This is a genomic window from Sphingobium sp. PAMC28499, assembly GCF_004795815.1.
GTDB classification, from domain to species: Bacteria; Pseudomonadota; Alphaproteobacteria; order Sphingomonadales; family Sphingomonadaceae; genus Sphingobium; species Sphingobium yanoikuyae.
In genome coordinates this window covers 3,641,455-3,657,500 of the sequence record NZ_CP039248.1, presented here as the reverse complement: position 1 = coordinate 3,657,500, position 16,046 = coordinate 3,641,455, and the positions used below count along the sequence as shown (strand labels likewise).

General features: G+C 62.5%; 10 protein-coding genes, 1 tRNA gene and 2 rRNA genes (1 of these 13 running past the window's edge). 7 read left to right on the top strand and 6 right to left on the bottom strand.

Going from position 1 to position 16,046, the window contains the following annotated elements:
* The 3 genes from E5554_RS17410 to E5554_RS17400 all read left to right on the top strand — a co-directional run.
* A 23S ribosomal RNA gene (locus E5554_RS17410) occupies positions 1-1,631 on the top strand (it extends 1,161 nt beyond the left edge of the window).
* A gap of 143 nt (positions 1,632-1,774) precedes the next feature.
* Positions 1,775-1,889, top strand: a 5S ribosomal RNA gene (gene rrf, locus E5554_RS17405).
* A 110-nt stretch (positions 1,890-1,999) separates the two neighbouring features.
* Positions 2,000-2,076, top strand: a tRNA-Met gene (locus tag E5554_RS17400).
* A gap of 70 nt (positions 2,077-2,146) precedes the next feature.
* On the opposite strand, the gene E5554_RS17395 is transcribed toward E5554_RS17400, so the two are convergent.
* From E5554_RS17395 to E5554_RS17370, 6 genes are all read right to left on the bottom strand, one after another.
* Positions 2,147-5,380: a glycoside hydrolase family 2 TIM barrel-domain containing protein gene (locus E5554_RS17395; RefSeq protein ID WP_136187572.1), complete on the bottom strand. Its 3,234-nt coding sequence runs from the start codon at positions 5,378-5,380 to the stop codon at positions 2,147-2,149.
* 10 nt (positions 5,381-5,390) lie between these two features.
* Positions 5,391-6,227 (bottom strand): 5-dehydro-4-deoxy-D-glucuronate isomerase, encoded by an 837-nt coding sequence (kduI, locus tag E5554_RS17390; protein WP_136187571.1) that lies wholly within the window; start codon positions 6,225-6,227, stop codon positions 5,391-5,393.
* A gap of 20 nt (positions 6,228-6,247) precedes the next feature.
* Entirely contained in the window at positions 6,248-7,387 is a 1,140-nt protein-coding gene (locus E5554_RS17385; protein WP_136187570.1) for a glycoside hydrolase family 88 protein, read from the bottom strand.
* The gene (locus E5554_RS17380) at positions 7,384-8,694 is read right to left on the bottom strand and encodes an MFS transporter (RefSeq protein ID WP_136187569.1); all 1,311 of its coding nucleotides are present in this window, start codon (positions 8,692-8,694) and stop codon (positions 7,384-7,386) included. The genes E5554_RS17385 and E5554_RS17380 overlap by 4 nt, the downstream gene beginning before the upstream one ends.
* Before the next feature lie 62 nt (positions 8,695-8,756).
* Positions 8,757-11,618 (bottom strand): TonB-dependent receptor, encoded by a 2,862-nt coding sequence (locus E5554_RS17375; protein WP_210729764.1) that lies wholly within the window; start codon positions 11,616-11,618, stop codon positions 8,757-8,759.
* A gap of 92 nt (positions 11,619-11,710) precedes the next feature.
* Positions 11,711-12,424, bottom strand: coding sequence for a FadR/GntR family transcriptional regulator (locus tag E5554_RS17370; protein WP_037520836.1), 714 nt, complete (start codon positions 12,422-12,424; stop codon positions 11,711-11,713).
* 123 nt (positions 12,425-12,547) lie between these two features.
* On the opposite strand from E5554_RS17370, the gene E5554_RS17365 reads away from it, so the two are divergent.
* From E5554_RS17365 to E5554_RS17355, 4 genes are all read left to right on the top strand, one after another.
* Positions 12,548-13,522: a DUF4861 family protein gene (locus E5554_RS17365; protein WP_210729763.1), complete on the top strand. Its 975-nt coding sequence runs from the start codon at positions 12,548-12,550 to the stop codon at positions 13,520-13,522.
* A 2-nt stretch (positions 13,523-13,524) separates the two neighbouring features.
* Complete coding sequence (locus E5554_RS17360) at positions 13,525-14,802, top strand: DUF2264 domain-containing protein (protein WP_136187567.1); 1,278 nt, start codon at positions 13,525-13,527, stop codon at positions 14,800-14,802.
* Between the two features lie 124 nt (positions 14,803-14,926).
* Positions 14,927-15,070, top strand: coding sequence for a hypothetical protein (locus E5554_RS23115; RefSeq protein WP_168708734.1), 144 nt, complete (start codon positions 14,927-14,929; stop codon positions 15,068-15,070).
* A gap of 1 nt (position 15,071) precedes the next feature.
* Complete coding sequence (locus E5554_RS17355; RefSeq protein ID WP_136187566.1) at positions 15,072-16,046, top strand: ABC transporter substrate-binding protein; 975 nt, start codon at positions 15,072-15,074, stop codon at positions 16,044-16,046.

Genomic DNA, 16,046 nt, shown 5'->3' with positions numbered 1-16,046 from the left:
AGATGTAACGGGGCTAAAGTGATGCACCGAAGCTTAGGGTTCAGTCTTTGACTGAGCGGTAGCGGAGCGTTCCGTAGGCCGTTGAAGCGGAAGGGTAACCGACCGTGGAGGTATCGGAAGTGCGAATGCAGACATGAGTAGCGATTAAGAGGGTGAGATGCCCTCTCGCCGAAATTCCAAGGGTTCCTGCTTAAAGCTAATCTGAGCAGGGTAAGCCGGCCCCTAAGACGAGCCCGAAGGGGGTAGTCGATGGGAACCACGTTAATATTCGTGGGCCTGGTGGTGTGTGACGGATGCCGTAAATTGTTCGGGCTTATTGGATTGCTCCGGGCAGTGAAGGGGTCCCAGGAAATAGCCCCACCGTATAGACCGTACCCTAAACCGACACAGGTGGAATGGTAGAGTATACCAAGGCGTTTGAGAGAAGTATCCTGAAGGAACTCGGCAAATTGCCTCCGTACCTTCGGAAGAAGGAGGCCCCATCTTAAGGCAACTTTTGATGGGGGGCACAGGCCAGGGGGTAGCGACTGTTTAGCAAAAACACAGGGCTCTGCTAAGTCGGCTTCAAGACGACGTATAGGGCCTGACGCCTGCCCGGTGCCTGAAGGTTAAGAGGAGGAGTGCAAGCTCTGAATTGAAGCCCAGGTAAACGGCGGCCGTAACTATAACGGTCCTAAGGTAGCGAAATTCCTTGTCGGGTAAGTTCCGACCTGCACGAATGGCGTAACGACTTCCCCACTGTCTCCAGGATATGCTCAGCGAAATTGAATTCTCCGTGAAGATGCGGAGTACCCGCGGTTAGACGGAAAGACCCCGTGCACCTTTACTGCAGCTTCAGAGTGGCATTAGGAAAGAACTGTGTAGCATAGGTGGGAGGCTTTGAAGCATTGACGCCAGTTGATGTGGAGCCATAGGTGAAATACCACCCTGTTGTTTTCTGATGTCTAACCTCGCACCGTTATCCGGTGCAGGGACCCTCTGTGGCGGGTAGTTTGACTGGGGCGGTCGCCTCCTAAAGAGTAACGGAGGCGCGCGATGGTGGGCTCAGGACGGTTGGAAACCGTCTGTTAGAGTGCAATGGCATAAGCCCGCCTGACTGCGAGACTGACAAGTCGAGCAGAGACGAAAGTCGGTCATAGTGATCCGGTGGTCCCTCGTGGAAGGGCCATCGCTCAACGGATAAAAGGTACGCCGGGGATAACAGGCTGATGATTCCCAAGAGCTCATATCGACGGAATCGTTTGGCACCTCGATGTCGGCTCATCACATCCTGGGGCTGGAGCAGGTCCCAAGGGTTTGGCTGTTCGCCAATTAAAGTGGTACGTGAGCTGGGTTCAGAACGTCGCGAGACAGTTTGGTCCCTATCTGCCGTGGGCGTCGAAATTTGAGAGGAGTTGACCCTAGTACGAGAGGACCGGGTTGAACATACCTCTGGTGTACCTGTCGTCACGCCAGTGGCGCAGCAGGGTAGCTATGTATGGACGGGATAACCGCTGAAAGCATCTAAGCGGGAAGCCTCCCTCAAGATAAGATTTCATCGAGCCGTCGTAGACCACGACGTTGATAGGCTGGATGTGGAAGTGCGGTAACGCATGGAGCTAACCAGTCCTAATTGCTCTGTTCGCGCTTAAGAGTCCCACCATCAACGACAATGCTGGAAACAGCTAAGACGCTGATGGCGTGGTTTTAAGCCAGCCCAGATATACGAACATACAAACTCCAAAATTGTGCACGGTATCGATTAAAAACCCGCAGTTATGCGCCTGCTTCATTGCTTGGTGACCATAGCGTCTGTGACCCACCCGATCCCATCCCGAACTCGGCCGTGAAACCAGTCTGCGCCGATGGTACTATTGCTCAAGCACTGGAAGAGTAGGGCGTCGCCAGGCATTGAAGCACGCGCATAGCAACGGATCAAAAACCCATCACAATGTTACAAAACAGGGCGGCCCGCAAAGCCGCCCTTTTTGCATGTCAGGGCCACACAAAAGCCCAGTGTCGCGGGATGGAGCAGCCCGGTAGCTCGTCAGGCTCATAACCTGAAGGTCGTAGGTTCAAATCCTACTCCCGCAACCAAATCACACACACACGCCGCCTCGGATCTCCCCAAGGCGGCTTTTCTGTGTCCGCGTCTTAGCGGCCTCTCTCACTCAACCCCAGTCGCCCGCGCTGACTTCGCCTTGCCGGGCGTGGTGCCGGTGCCCGCGAAGGAACTCAGGCGGAAGCTGAAGCGCGTCGGCGCGCTGGTGGTGCGATAGGCGGCCATGGGCTTGCCAAACTCGCTCCACTGGGTGTCGCCGCCCACGCCCCATTGCGCCGCGTCGATTAGCAGCGTGCCTTGGTCGTGCGGCCGGATGTCCGACGATTTCCATGTGCCCGGCTTGTGCCGGTCGAGATCGGCATAGGGGAAGGCGAGGGCGTTCATCATCATTGGCTGCTCGCCCTGTACGCGCAGGCCTGCACCGCTTCCTGACAGTTCCATCCAGCGGACATCGACCTTGTTGCCGGTCTCCTGCGGCCGGATATAGTCGTGATTCTGGTCCGCCAGCGCGCCGCGCCACAGGCCGATCGGCGCCGATGTCCTGCGATCGACATAGCTTTCATGCGGGCCGCGGCCATACCATTCGACCGTGTCGAGATCGCTCGGCAGGCTGAAGGCGAGGCCGATGCGGAAGGGGGGCGGCAGGTCGGGTTTGACGGGGGTGAAACTGCCGGAGACGGTCACCGAACCGTCGCCGGCCATGCGGTAGATGCTGGTGAAGCTGGCCGCGCCATCGCCCAGTTGATAGTCGACCTCGACGGCGCGGCTGCCGTCGGTCTGGGGCGTCAGGCGGATCGCGCTGACCTTGCGCTGCTCGCTCATCCCTTTCCAGATCGCGAACTGCCTGTCGGTGCCGATGCCAAGGTCATTGTCGGTCACCGCGCGCCAGAAATGCGGCGCGCCACCCTGTGCCAGCATCCGGCCGCCCTTGCTGTAGGAACGGACCAGGCCGCTCGCCCGGTCGATCACCAGCGCAGCGTCACCGGTACTCAGGCTGATCGCGCCGCCCTTGTCGCTGATCACGACGATGCCGCTGGCGGCGGCGGGCAGGGTAGGTGTGTCCTGCTGCAGGGCGAACTGTTCCCACCCGACCAGCACATTGGCTTCCACGGCGGGGATGGTCCCAGCTTTTGCGCGGGCGCTGATCGTCACGAAATATTCCGACCCGGCCCGGCGCGGCATGGTTGCGATCGGCAGCGTCATTGCAGCCGCGCCATGGGCGGGGACATGTGGCGCGGCGAGCGACCCACGCGCAACCTCCACGCCATCCTCCAGCAGTGCCCAGTCGAAGCTGAAGCCCGACAGGTCGATAAAGTCATGCCGGTTGCGCACGGTCAGGCGGCCGCTCGCCGGATTGAAGCCGTCGAACTGGACCGGTGCGTAGACCTTGCGCAGTTCGTAAAGCGCGGGATTGGGGGTGCGGTCGGACTGGAGCAGGCCGTCGCCAAATTCGATGTCGCCGCCCGGATTGGGGCCATATTCGCCGCCATCACCCCAATAACGCCGCCCGTCCTTGGTGTAGCGATACATGGACTGGTCGACCCAGTCCCAGATGAAGCCGCCCTGCAGCTTGTCGGGATGGGCGTAGATCGCGTCCCAATAATCCTTCAGATTGCCGCCCGAATTGCCCATCATATGGGCATATTCGCACTGGATCATCGGCTGCCGGAAATTCCAGTTGGTGGCATAATCGACCAGCTTGGCGACCGGATCATACATGGGCGCATAGATATCGGCATAGTCATTGGGGCGGTGATCGCCGATCCCGTCCCATGTGCCCCAGCCCAGATAGCTGATCAGCCGATCGGGATCGCGCGCCTTGGCGGCGGCTGCGGCGGCGGCGAAATTGGGGCCGATCCCGGCTTCATTGCCCAGCGACCAGAATATGATCGAGGGATGGTTCTTGTCGCGCTCCACCATGTTGGCTACGCGGCTGACATGGGCATCCTTCCAGGCCGGGTCGAAGCCGATCTGGAATTCGGCGCGCCGTTCGCCATGCTTGTTGGCATAGTCCATATAGGCGTGGCTCTCGATATTCGCCTCGTCCATGACATAGAGGCCATAGCGATCGGCAAGCTCGTAGAGGCGCGGATCATTGGGGTAGTGCGACGTACGGATCGCATTGATATTATTGCGCTTCATCAGCTGGATGTCGCGCTCCATCGATTCCAGCGAGATGACGTGGAAGGTTTCGGGATCATGTTCGTGGCGGTTAACGCCGCGAATGGTGATCGGCTTGCCGTTCACTGTCACGACGCCATTCTGCATCGCCACGGTACGGAAGCCGATCCGCGCATAGCTGGACTGGATGATCCGCCCCTGCGCATCATAGAGTTCGACCAGCAGCATGTAGAGATTGGGTGTCTCGGCCGTCCAGGGCTTCACCTTGTCGACCAGACCGGTCAGCGTCACGGCGCGTTCGGCCTGGCCCGCCGCAACGGGCTGGCGGCCTTCGATCACGGTGCGATCGCCGTCCATCAGTACATAGCGGGCATTGGTCGCGGCCCCCGGCGTCACCGCGACATCGACCGCCAGCTTGCCGGCGCCCGTCTTATTGTCGAAGCCGGCATGGGCGAAGAAGTCGCGGATGCGCGTCCGGGGCGCGGCCATCAGGAACACCTCGCGCTCGATGCCCGACACACGCCAGAAATCCTGATCCTCCAGATAGGAGCCGTCCGACCAACGGAATATTTGGATGGCGATGCTGTTGCGGCCGGGACGGAGGAAGCGGGTGACGTCGAATTCCGACGGCAGCTTGCTGTCCTCCGAATAGCCGACCTTCTGGCCGTTGACCCAGACATAATAAGCCGAGCCTGCCGCCCCGATATGCAGCACGATATCCTGCCCGGTCCAGCCCGTCGGCAGGTCGATGTCGCGACGATAGGAACCGACCGGATTGGTCGCATGGGGGATCAGCGGCCGGTTGGCGGGGAAGGGGTAGGTGATATTATTGTAGCGGGCCTGGTCATAGCCCTCGGCCTGCCAGTCGGCCGGCACCTTGATCGATTTCCAGCCCGACACGTCGTAATCGGGCCGCTCGAACCCGGTGGGCAACGTGTTTGCATCGGGCGAGAAGCCGAACCTCCATTCTCCGTTCAACGACAGGAAGCGGTCCGATTGGGTGCGATGGCCGGCCAGCGCGCGGTCCCGGCTCTCGAACGGAAAGGCGGTGGCGCGGGCGGGCAGCTTGCCGATTGCGAAGATGGCGGGATTTTCCCAGTCGGGTCGGGTGGGATCGACCTGCACGGGCTGCACCTGCGGCGGCCTGCCCTGCGCCAGCGCGCCGCCCGCCAGCGCCACTGTGCTGACCGCCGCCAGGGTCCAGATCCGTCCGTGCATTGCCATCCCCTTATTTCAACTGGCAGATATCGAGGACGTCCATGTCCTCATAATCGAGATTTTCGCCGGCCATGGCCCAGATGAAGCTGTAGTTGCGGGTGCCCGCGCCCATATGCACTGACCAGGGCGGCGAGATCACAACGTCCTCATTCTCCATCACAATGTGCCGCAATGCGTCCGGCTGGCCCATATAGTGGAAGATTCTATCTTCCTCTTCCAGATCGAAATAGAGATAGATTTCCGATCGCCGCTCATGGACATGGGGCGGCATCGTATTCCAGACGCTACCCGGTTCCAGCCGGGTGAGGCCCAGGCACAGCGACGCGCTCTGGCACAGATGGGGCAGGATTAACTGATAGATGGTCCGCTCGTTGGACGTTTCCAGGCTGCCCCGCTGCATCGGGTTGCTATCCGCCTGCGACAATTTGCGTAGCGGAAAGGCAGCATGAGCCGGGACGCTGAGCAGATAGAAACGCGCGCCTTCACCGCTGAAGCTGACCGCCTGTGACCCCATGGGAATATAGAGCGCCTCATAGCGAGCGAGCCTGTGGTCGATGCCATCGACGCGGACCGTGCCGTCGCCCTTGCCGATATTGACGACGCTCATCTCGCGTCGTTCCAGCAGCGGATGGCCGGCCGCACTTTCCGGTGCGCTCTGGCATGGCAGGTCCAGCGTCCCCGCGCCCGGCACCGCGCCGCCAATGATGAAGCGCTCGCCATGGGAGTAGGTGAGAGTGATTTTCCCCCCGCGGAACAGGCCGGATACCAGATGCCGGTCGCGCAGATCCTCATTGCTGGCGCCGTCCATCATCGCGGGATGGGTGGCGTAATAGGTTTTTTCGAACATGCCGCTCGTCCTCCCGCGCGTCAGCGTTGCACGTCGAGCGCGGCCACCGCCGTCGCCGCCATCAGGAAGGCGCCGACGCCATAATATTGGGTGTCGCTGGCGGCTACCTTGTCGGGCCGGTCGCCAACCTGCTGGACCCAGCCCAGTCGGCCGTCGGGCTGGATCGCCTTTTGCAGCGCGGACCAGCCCTTGCGCACCACCGGCTCATATTCGGCGCGGGGCAGCAGCCCGGCCTTGATCCCCCAGGCAAGGCCATAGGTATAGAAGGCGGTGCCGCTGGTTTCGGGCGGCGCATTTTCCGGCGCCAGCAGCGAGGGTGCCCAATAGCCGTCCGGCTTCTGCAGCGTCTTGATCTTCGCCGCCATCTCCTTGAACAGCGCTTCCATACGGCTGCGGTCGGGGCTGTCCTGTGCCAGCTGCGGGAGGACACGGGCGATGCCGCCGAATACCCAGCCATTGCCCCGGCTCCAGAACTGCTTGCGGCCCTTGTCGTCGCGCCGCTCGAAGAAGCGGCTGTCGCGATAATAGAGATGCTCGGCAGGGTCGAAGAGGAAGTCGGTGGTTGCCCAGAATTCCTTCATCGCAAAGCGCATATAGCGATCATCGCCGGTCTGGCGCGACAGTTCGACAAAGGCCGGCGGCGCCATGAACAGCGCATCGCACCAGCACCAGCGCTTGAGACATTCGGTCGCGCCATAGCCCTGGGGCGGGATGGCGAAGGCAAGGGTGGTGACCGCCGGCTTGTTGACCACCGTGTCGAACGCGGCGCGGGTCGGCGCCAGCGCATCCTTGCCGGCGCCATGGGCTGCGGCCCATAGATAGGCTTGGGCGATCGCCTGATCGTCGGCGAAATAGAGATTATCGCCGGGTTTCCAGCCATTGCGCTGGCCCATCGCCAGGATCGCCTCCTTGATCCGGGGCGGCGCGCCGGCGTCGGCGAGGGCGGTCATGCCAACCCAGAACACCGCCTGTTCCCAACCGCGCGTCTTGCGCGTCTCGTCGGTGGCGCTGGGGATGTGCGACAAATCGTCGAGCCGCGCCAATTGCCAGTCGGCCAGCTTCACGGCCGCCTCGATCGGTGTGCGGGCGGGCTGGGCGGCATGGGCCGGCGCGGCGATGGCGCAGGCCAGCATGATCGGCGCGAAGGAGCGGAAGGTCATGATGCAAGCTCTCCAGTAGGCAAGAGACGGGGACTGATGATGTGGAGCAGCGCCAGCGCCACCAGATAGGCGCTGCCGGCGACGGCGAAGATCAGGGCATAGCTGCCGGTCATGTCCAGCACATAACCGACGAACTGGGCGATCAGCATCCCGCCGATCGCGCCGGCCGTGCCGCCGATGCCGACCACCGATCCGATGGCGGCGCGCGGGAACAGGTCGGACGGCAAGGTCAGGATATTGGCGGAAAAGGCCTGGTGCCCGGCGGTCGCAAGACCGATCAGCAGCACCGCCGCCCAGAGATTGTCGATCGACTGGACGGTCACCACCGGCAGCACCGCCAGCGCGCACGCCAGCAACGTTGCCTTGCGCGCGGCATTCACGCTCCAGCCGCGCGCGATCAGCCGCGACGATGCCCAGCCGCCCAGCACGCTGCCGGCGTCCGACATCAGATAGATGACGACCAGCGGCGGACCGAAGCTTTTGAGGTCAAGGCCATAGCGCTTGCCGAGAAAGTCGGGCAGCCAGAAGAGGAACATCCACCAGATCGGATCGATGCAGAATTTGGGCAGCGCATAGGCCCAGGTCTGGCGGATGGTGAACAGGCGCGACCAGGGGATGGGCGCGCTGGCGCGCACCGGATCGCTGCGGATATAGGCGAGTTCACCGGGGGATACGCGCGCATGATCCTCTGGCCGGCGATAGAGGAGCAGCCAGGCCGCCACCCAGACCAGGCTGGCAACACCGGTGACGATGAAGGCAGCGCGCCAGCCATAGGCGATGGTGATGGCGGGCACGATCAGCGGCGTGGCGATCGCGCCGACATTGGCGCCGGCGTTGAACAGGCCGATCGCCAACGCCCGTTCTTTCTGGGGAAACCATTCGGCCACGACCTTCAGGCCGGCCGGGAAATTGCCTGCCTCGCCAACGCCCAGGGCAAAGCGGACGGCGATGAACTGGGCGATGCCGCTGACCAGGCCATGGGCGGCATGGGCGAGCGTCCAGAAGGTGAAGGCGGCGGCATAGCCGATCCGTGCGCCGACCCGGTCCATGAAGCGGCCCATCGCCAGGAAACCGAGTGCATAGGCGCACTGGAACCAGAAGACGATATTGGCATAGTCGCTTTCGCGCCAGCCCAGTTCGGCCTGCAGCACGGGCTTGAGCACGCCGATCATCTGTCGGTCGACATAGTTGATCGCGGTCGCCGCGAACAGCAGCCCGCAGATCATCCAGCGATAGCGGCTGGCCCGATCGATGGCGCCGGCAACGGCATCATCGACGATATCCGGGGCGGGATGCGGCATGGTCATGATCGTCTCACGAAAAGATGGGCACCGGGGCGTGCAGTCCCCGGTGCCCAAGGGGGGAGGGGTCAGAATTTGCCGCGAATGCCGAGCGAAATGGTGGTGCCGTTGAAGAAGCTGTTGTCGCGCCGCGACTGGCCATTGCCCTTCGGTCCGTCCGGATCCTGATAATAGATGTACACATTCTCGTTGGTGATGTTCAGCGCATCGACGCGCACCTCCAGCGCGTCGCTGAACCGGTAGCTGATCGTTCCGTCGAGGAAGCCCTGCGGCGCGGTATAGGGGATCTGGTCGTTGCCGGTATTTTGCGAGGTGATGCCGGTCTTGGCGCGGTAATTATAGGAACCGCGGATCGCGAACGGGCCCTTTTCGTAGAAGAGCGTCGCGCTGTAGCTATATTCCGGCACGAAGGAGATCGGCACGCGCGTTCCTTCGGTGGTGACGAAATCATCGCCCTTCTGGTCGATCAGCGTCAGGCTGCCGGTAAAGCCAAGCCCGTCGAACGGCTTGGGCAGGAAAGTGAAATTCTGCTGATAGGCAAATTCCAGCCCCTTCAGCTTCAACTGGCCCTGATTGATATATTGGGTACGGCGGATCAGGAAATCATCCGGGATGGTGCCGCTGGGGAAGCCCAGTGAGGTCGTGTTGAACGCGCTCGACGGCAGGCCGAGCGAACCGAAGGTGACGAAGTCCTGCACCGCGGTTGCGCGATCGGTAATGTCCTTCTTGAAGGCACCGATGCTCAGCAGCGCGCCGGGGGCGAAATACCATTCGACGCCGGCGTCATATTGGGTCGCGACCTGGGGCCGCAAATTGGGATTGCCGACCGTGACGTCGGGATTGAAGACATTGGGCACGATGGTGCCGCCGGCAATGGCGGTCAGCGCTGCGCGGGTGATCGTCTTGCCGGCTGACGCACGCAGCAGCAAGTTGGACGTCAGGTCATAGGCCAGGCTGGCCGATGGCAGCCAGTTTTCATAGCCGCCCTCGCGCCGCTGCGGCAGGAAGACGCCGGCGCCCGCGCTCTGATAATTGTTGATGATGGTGCGGGTGTCGGAATAGCGCAGGCCGGCATAGCCGCGCAGTTCCTTGCCGAACAGCGGCAGGGCGAAATTGCTCTCGAAGAAGGCCGTCTTGACGATTTCCTTCGCGTTGAAGGCAGCGTTGAGATTGACCTTGGCCGCTTCGTTCGCGCCGTTGGCGTCGAGATAGTCCATCACGAAGGAGCGCGGGAAGCTCGCAAATTGGGACGGATAGCCCGAATTGCCGCCGTCGCGGATCGCGCCATATTGGATATAGGGATCCATGTAGGAAAAGACGTCGAGGCCGGCCAGCTTGCCGGCCGCGATGCTGCTGCCGTCCTGGGTCGAGATGCGCTTGCCCGTGTTCACATAGCTGCCGCCGATCTTGAGTGCGAACCGGCGTTCGCCATCGTCCAGCAGCGACCAGTCGAGGACGGCGCGTGCCGTCTTCTGCTTGTCGATCTCGCGGTTGAGCGAGAAGCCCAGCGTCGGCGTGGTGTAGTTTGACGGATCGGTGAAATCGACCGGCGAACTGATGGTCGGATAGGTGACATTGCCGGTCGGGTCGAAGGTGCTGGTCACGCCATAGATGTTGCTGACGATCCGGTTGGCGGTGTAGCGGGCGTTGCTCTCGCTCAGATTGGCTTGGGCCGACAATTTCAGATTGTCGGTGAAGTCATAGACGCCCCGGATGATGCCATATTTGAACCGGGTGCGGGCGTTGCGGAAGAAATTCTCGTTGATGAAGCTGCTGTTCCCGAACGTGCCGTAAAGATTATTATATTCGTCGATCTTCACGTCGAGCGGGATCAGGCCGGAATTGGTGCCGGTGCCCGGCGCGCTGGTCGACCCCGGCACAGTGCGGGAGTTGCGCACCGCGACGCCAAAGGTGAACTCGTCCGCCTGATCCTTGAGCTGCGAGAAGATGCCGTCGGCGCTCAGTTCCAGCCGATCCGACTTATATTGCAGCGACCCGACCAGGCCCAGCCGCTCACGCTCATTGTTCGAAGTGAAGACACGATAGAAGCGCGGCATATAGGCATTGGCCACCTGGTCACGGGTCAGCGCCCCATAATTGGCCAGCGGATTGTCGAGGTCGAGCTGGAACTGGAACGGGCCGCCGGTCGTGGTCGGGCCGGCATAGGCACGCGAACCGATAACCGAGCTATTATAACCGCCGGTCGACTGGAAGCCGGACCGTTCATTGACATTCTTGGCATAGGCCGCGCCCAGCAGCACACCGAAATCACCCCATGTGTCGCTCAGCAGCAGCGATCCGCGCGGCTGCCACTTCTTCGACTGGGTATTGTAATTGGCCTGCGCGGTATAGCGGATGACCCGGTCCTTGCTGTCGAAGGGGCGGGGCGTCTGCAGGTCGACATTGCCGCCGATGCCGCCTTCTTCCAGATTGGCGAGCGGGGTCTTGTAGACATCGACACGGCCGAACAGTTCGGATGGGAAGACGTCATAATTGAAGTCGCGGGTCGAACTGCCGACATTCTGTGACGATGTCGTGCGCACCGGCGCGCCGTTGATGGTGGTGACGGTGAATTCCGATCCCAGGCCGCGAATGCTGATGCGCTGGCCCTCGTTCGATGCGCCGTCGCGGCTGAGGAACACGCCCGGAATACGCTGCAGGGAATCCGCGACATTGGCCTCCGGGAATTTGCCGATGTCCTCGGCAACGATGGAGTCGCGCACGCCCACGGCTTCGCGCTTCAGTTCGATCCCCTTTTGCAGGCTGCCGCGAAAGCCGGTGACGACGATGTCGGCGGTGGTGGCTTCGCCCTGTGCTGCATCGGACTGGGGTGCCGGTTGGGGGTCTGCCTGGGCCAGTGCGGGGGCCGAGGCCGCAATCATGGCCAGCATGCTCACCGACATGGCGACGCACGGAAACGCCTTGTTCATATCCATCCTCCCTCATCACGACTCTGATCGTGTTGATCGGGTTATCATACAACTTTGAGGGGGATGTCAATTGTCAGACTTTAGTCATGCAATCATTCGTCCCGGCTGATCAGGTCGTTGAGTTCGGAATGGCGCAAAAGGCTTTCCTGCATGTGATGGCGGGCGGCATGGCGCGCCTTTTCGATGTCCATGCGGACGATGGCGTCAAGCACCGCGTCATGCTCGTCGCTGACCTTGTGGGTGTAGGCGTCGTGCGATCTTTCCGGCTGATATTTGAGGTAGAGGCTGCTTGGCGGCACCAGGCGGACGCCCAGAAATTCGACGAAGCGGGCGTAATAGTCATTCCGGGTCGCGCGGGCGATCGCCATGTGGAACTGGCTGTCGGCTGTGGCGGCGACGGCCGGATCCTCAGCCTCGCGGATGCGGCGTAGCGCGTCGCGCATCGCCGAAATATCTTCGTTCGTGCGACGGGCAGCCGCAAGGCCGGCCATTTCGGTCTCGATCGCCAGGCGCATTTCCAGCAATTTGATCACGTCCGATAGCTCGGACAATTCATCCTTGGTGACCTGAAAGGCGCGGTAGCGTGCGGCATCCGACACGAACACGCCCGATCCCTGGCGGGCGACGGCAAAGCCCTGTGCCTCCAGCCGGGCGACCGCTTCGCGGACCACGGTGCGGCTGACATTTTCCTGCTCGGCAATGTCCTTTTGCGCGGGCAGGCGCGATCCGGGCGGGATGCGGCCGGACAATATGTCCTCTTCCAGTTTGGTGTAGAGCATGTCGGCGAGTGAGGCGGCTTTAGCCATGATGTCGTTCCAGTGAATATTCTTTTTCGAGCCTGCCAGCCTGCGGCAATGTGAGCAAGGGCTTGGCAAGTCTGATTCGATGATTTATCAGCTTATCATACAAATAATCGAGAGGAGCCTGTGGTGAACCGCCCCCAGCCAACAGCATCGTCACGCCGGATCCGGACGCCCTATCTGTCGATCGGATTGGTGGCGATCGGTCTTTGCGTCGGCGCGGCCCTGGCGCAGGGCGGTGGGGCGGGCGATCGTCTGCCGGTCGAAAAACGCCTGCCGCCACCGCCCGGCCAGGCGGCGGCCGCCGTCGCACTGGTTGCATCCTATCGCTATGACGACCTGCTGTGGGAAAATGACAAGACCGCCCATCGCATCTATGGCCATGCGCTGGAGGCGGCCGAGCCGCCATCGGGATCGGGGATCGACAGCTGGGGCAAGAATGTCGCCTGGCCCTTCGCCGATCGCCAGCTACGCAGCGGCGACCAGCATGGCTATCATGGCGAGGGACTGGACTTCTACAATGTCGGCACCACGCGCGGCGCGGGCGGCCTTGGCATCTGGCATGACAACAAGCTGTGGACCTCGCGCAACTATGTCCGTGCCCATATTTTGAAATCGGGCGGACAGGTCGCCGACTTCAGCGTCGATTATGCGCCCTGGCCAGTCGATGTCGATCGCAAGGTATGGGAAACGCGGCGTTTCACCCTTCCGCTCGGCACCCATTTTACCCGGCTGGTCTCGACTATAGGATCGGACAAGGCGACGCCGCTGACGGTCGGCGTCGGCATCGGCAAGCGCACCACGGGACAGGGGGCGGGCGACCTGACCGTAGATCGGGCCCGCGGCCTGGTGAGCTGGTGGGGCCCGGAAGATGGCGCGCATGGCCGCATGGCGCTGGCGTTGCGGGTCGATCCGGCGCAGATCGCCGATATCCGCGCGGATGCCGACAATCAACTCATATTGCTGACGGTCAAGCCGGGCCAGCCCTTCGTCTATTATTCCGGCAGCGCCTGGAACAAGGGGGAGGGTGGCTTCACCACCCGTGCCGCCTGGGATGCCTATGCCGCCGGCCAGACCCTCGACTTCACCCCGCCCAAGGATTGACCATGACCAGCCATATCGATCGTCGCGCGATCCTGACCGGCATGGCGACCGGCACTGCCGCTTTCGCCGCCATGCCCTCGCTTGCCAATGCCGGGGAGGCCGCGCCCGTCGCCGCCGATGCGGACGACCGCAGCTATGCCCTGTCGCTGCTCGAACGCATGGCCAGCCCCGTGCTGTCGCGCATGGCCAGGGGGCAGTTGCAGGCGCAATGGAAGCCCGAACTCAGCACGACCTGGGATGGCCGCAATCCCAAGGTCGCCTTTCTGGAAGCCTTTGGCCGGCTGATCGACGGCATCGCGCCCTGGCTTGCGCTGCCCGATACCGATGGCGCGGAAGGGCGACTGCGCGCCCGGCTACGTGAGCAGGCGCTGGCGAGCTATGTCCATAGTGTAGATCCCAAGAGCCCCGACTATCTGCTCTGGCAGGCGGAGGGACAACCGCTGGTCGATTCCGCCTATTTTACCAGCGCCCTGCTGCGCGCGCCGCAGACATTGTGGGATCCGCTCGACCGGGCGACCAAGGACCGGATCATCAAGGAGATACAGGGGCTGCGCCGGGTCGCGCCGCCCTATACCAACTGGCTGCTGTTTGCGGCGATGAACGAGGTGTTCCTGCTGTCGGTCGGGGCGCAATGGGATCCGATCCGGGTCGACCTGGCGCTGCGCAAGTTCAGCGAATGGTATGTCGGCGACGGCTGGTATGCCGACGGCGAGCATTTCCATTTCGACATGTATAACAGCTATGTCATCCACCCGATGCTGACCCAGATTTGGGACGTGCTGGTCCGCTGCAACGCGCGCTTCAACGCGCTCGATCCCAGGGAGCGGCTTGCCATCCAGATCCAGCGGATGCAGCGCTTCGGTGAGGCGCTGGAGCGGATGATCGGCCCGGATGGCGCCTTCCCGCCGGTCGGCCGTTCGCTCACCTACCGCACCGCCGTCCACCAGCCGCTCGCCTATCTTGCCTGGCGCAAGCTGCTCCATGCCAAGCTGCCCGAGGGCCAGGTGCGCGCGGCAACCATGGCGACACAGCGCCGCATTTTTGCTGACCCCAGCAATTTCGATGCCGATCGTTTCCTGACCATCGGCTTCGCCCGGCACCAGCCTAGCCTGGGCGACGTCTATTCCAACGCCGGCAGCATGTATATCACCTCGGAAAGCCTGCTGGCGCTCGGCCTGCCTGCCTCCGATAGCTACTGGACCGCGCCGGCCCAGCCCTGGACCATGCGCAAGGCCTATGCCGGGCAGGATTTCCCGAAGGACTATTATATCGCCAATTGAGGCGGCCGGCGCCGCCCTGCGAAGGTCAAGGCTTTCTAATAAGCGGCCCAGCAAAGCTTGACAGACATATCTCTACTTAATTGGCAGATAAAGTCCTCTCATATCAGACGAGGACTTGGATATCATGGCGTGGACGCAGCGGTGGACGGATAGGCTGGCCCGGTTCAGGGCGGCGGCCCGGCGCGAATTGCTGCGCGATTCCACGGTGATCCTGTTCGAACGCGACGATAGCGGGGCGCGCGGACGGGAAGTGGCCGGCGGTCGCTGACATGTTCTCCAGACGCAATCTGCTGGGTGCGGCGGCGGGCAGCCTGCTGCTCACCGCCTGTGGCACCGCTGGCAAGGGCCGGCCGAAACTGCGCGTGTCGATCACCGGCAAGGGCGATGGCGACACCCGCCTGCTGTTCAAGGCGGCGGGCATCCAGCCCAAGGGCTTTGGCCTTGTCTATAGCGAGTTCCAGTCCGGACATCTCGTGGTCGAGGCGCTCAATGGCGGATCGCTCGATTATGGCGGGATGAGCGAGATCCCGCCGATCTTCGCTGCCGCTTCGACCATCCAGAGTTTCCGCCAGATCGCGGTCGCCCATGGCGACGTCAATAACCAGGTGGTGCTGGTGCCCAGGGGATCGAAGGCGCGCTCCATCGCCGACCTCAAGGGCAAGCGCGTCGGCTATGTCCGCGCCACCACCGCCCAATATTTCCTGATCCGCATGTTGGAGGAGGTCGGTCTGAGCTGGGACGACATCATCCCGGTCGCGATGGGCGTGTCCGATGGCGCAGCGGCCTTCTCGCAAGGGGCGCTCGATGCCTGGGCGATCTATGGCTTTCCGATCCAGCGCGCGATCGCGACCGAGGGGGCGCGGATCTTGCGCACGGCCGATGGCATCCTGTCGGGTAATTATCTCGTCTCCGCCCATGTCGACGCGCTGGCCGATCCCGACAAGGCGGCGATCCTCCGCGAATATCTGGCGCTGGTGCAGCAGGGCTTCGGCTGGGCGGCGGCGCATCAGAACGAGTGGGCCGGCATCGTCGCCCAGGATATCGGCGTGCCGCGCGACTATGTGCTCGACCAGTTCCGTCGCAAGAGCGCGACCTATGAACTGCGCCCGGTCACGCCCGAGGCGATCGGATCGCAGCAGCAGGTCGCCGACGTCTTCTTCAAGGCCGGGCTGGTTCCCAAGCGGGTGGACGTCCGCCCGCTGTGGGACGCCCGCTTCAACGACGCCATTCCCAAGAGAGGCTGA

Bases quoted from the DNA above. Each gene is read 5' to 3' on its own strand.
- E5554_RS23115 (WP_168708734.1), top strand. From the start codon at position 14,927: ATGGCGTGGACGCAGCGGTGGACGGATAGGCTGGCCCGGTTCAGGGCG.
- E5554_RS17370 (WP_037520836.1), bottom strand. From the start codon at position 12,424: ATGGCTAAAGCCGCCTCACTCGCCGACATGCTCTACACCAAACTGGAA.
- E5554_RS17380 (WP_136187569.1), bottom strand. From the start codon at position 8,694: ATGACCATGCCGCATCCCGCCCCGGATATCGTCGATGATGCCGTTGCC.
- kduI (WP_136187571.1), bottom strand. From the start codon at position 6,227: ATGTTCGAAAAAACCTATTACGCCACCCATCCCGCGATGATGGACGGC.
- E5554_RS17360 (WP_136187567.1), top strand. From the start codon at position 13,525: ATGACCAGCCATATCGATCGTCGCGCGATCCTGACCGGCATGGCGACC.
- E5554_RS17355 (WP_136187566.1), top strand. From the start codon at position 15,072: ATGTTCTCCAGACGCAATCTGCTGGGTGCGGCGGCGGGCAGCCTGCTG.
- E5554_RS17385 (WP_136187570.1), bottom strand. From the start codon at position 7,387: ATGACCTTCCGCTCCTTCGCGCCGATCATGCTGGCCTGCGCCATCGCC.
- E5554_RS17375 (WP_210729764.1), bottom strand. From the start codon at position 11,618: ATGAACAAGGCGTTTCCGTGCGTCGCCATGTCGGTGAGCATGCTGGCC.
- E5554_RS17395 (WP_136187572.1), bottom strand. From the start codon at position 5,380: ATGCACGGACGGATCTGGACCCTGGCGGCGGTCAGCACAGTGGCGCTG.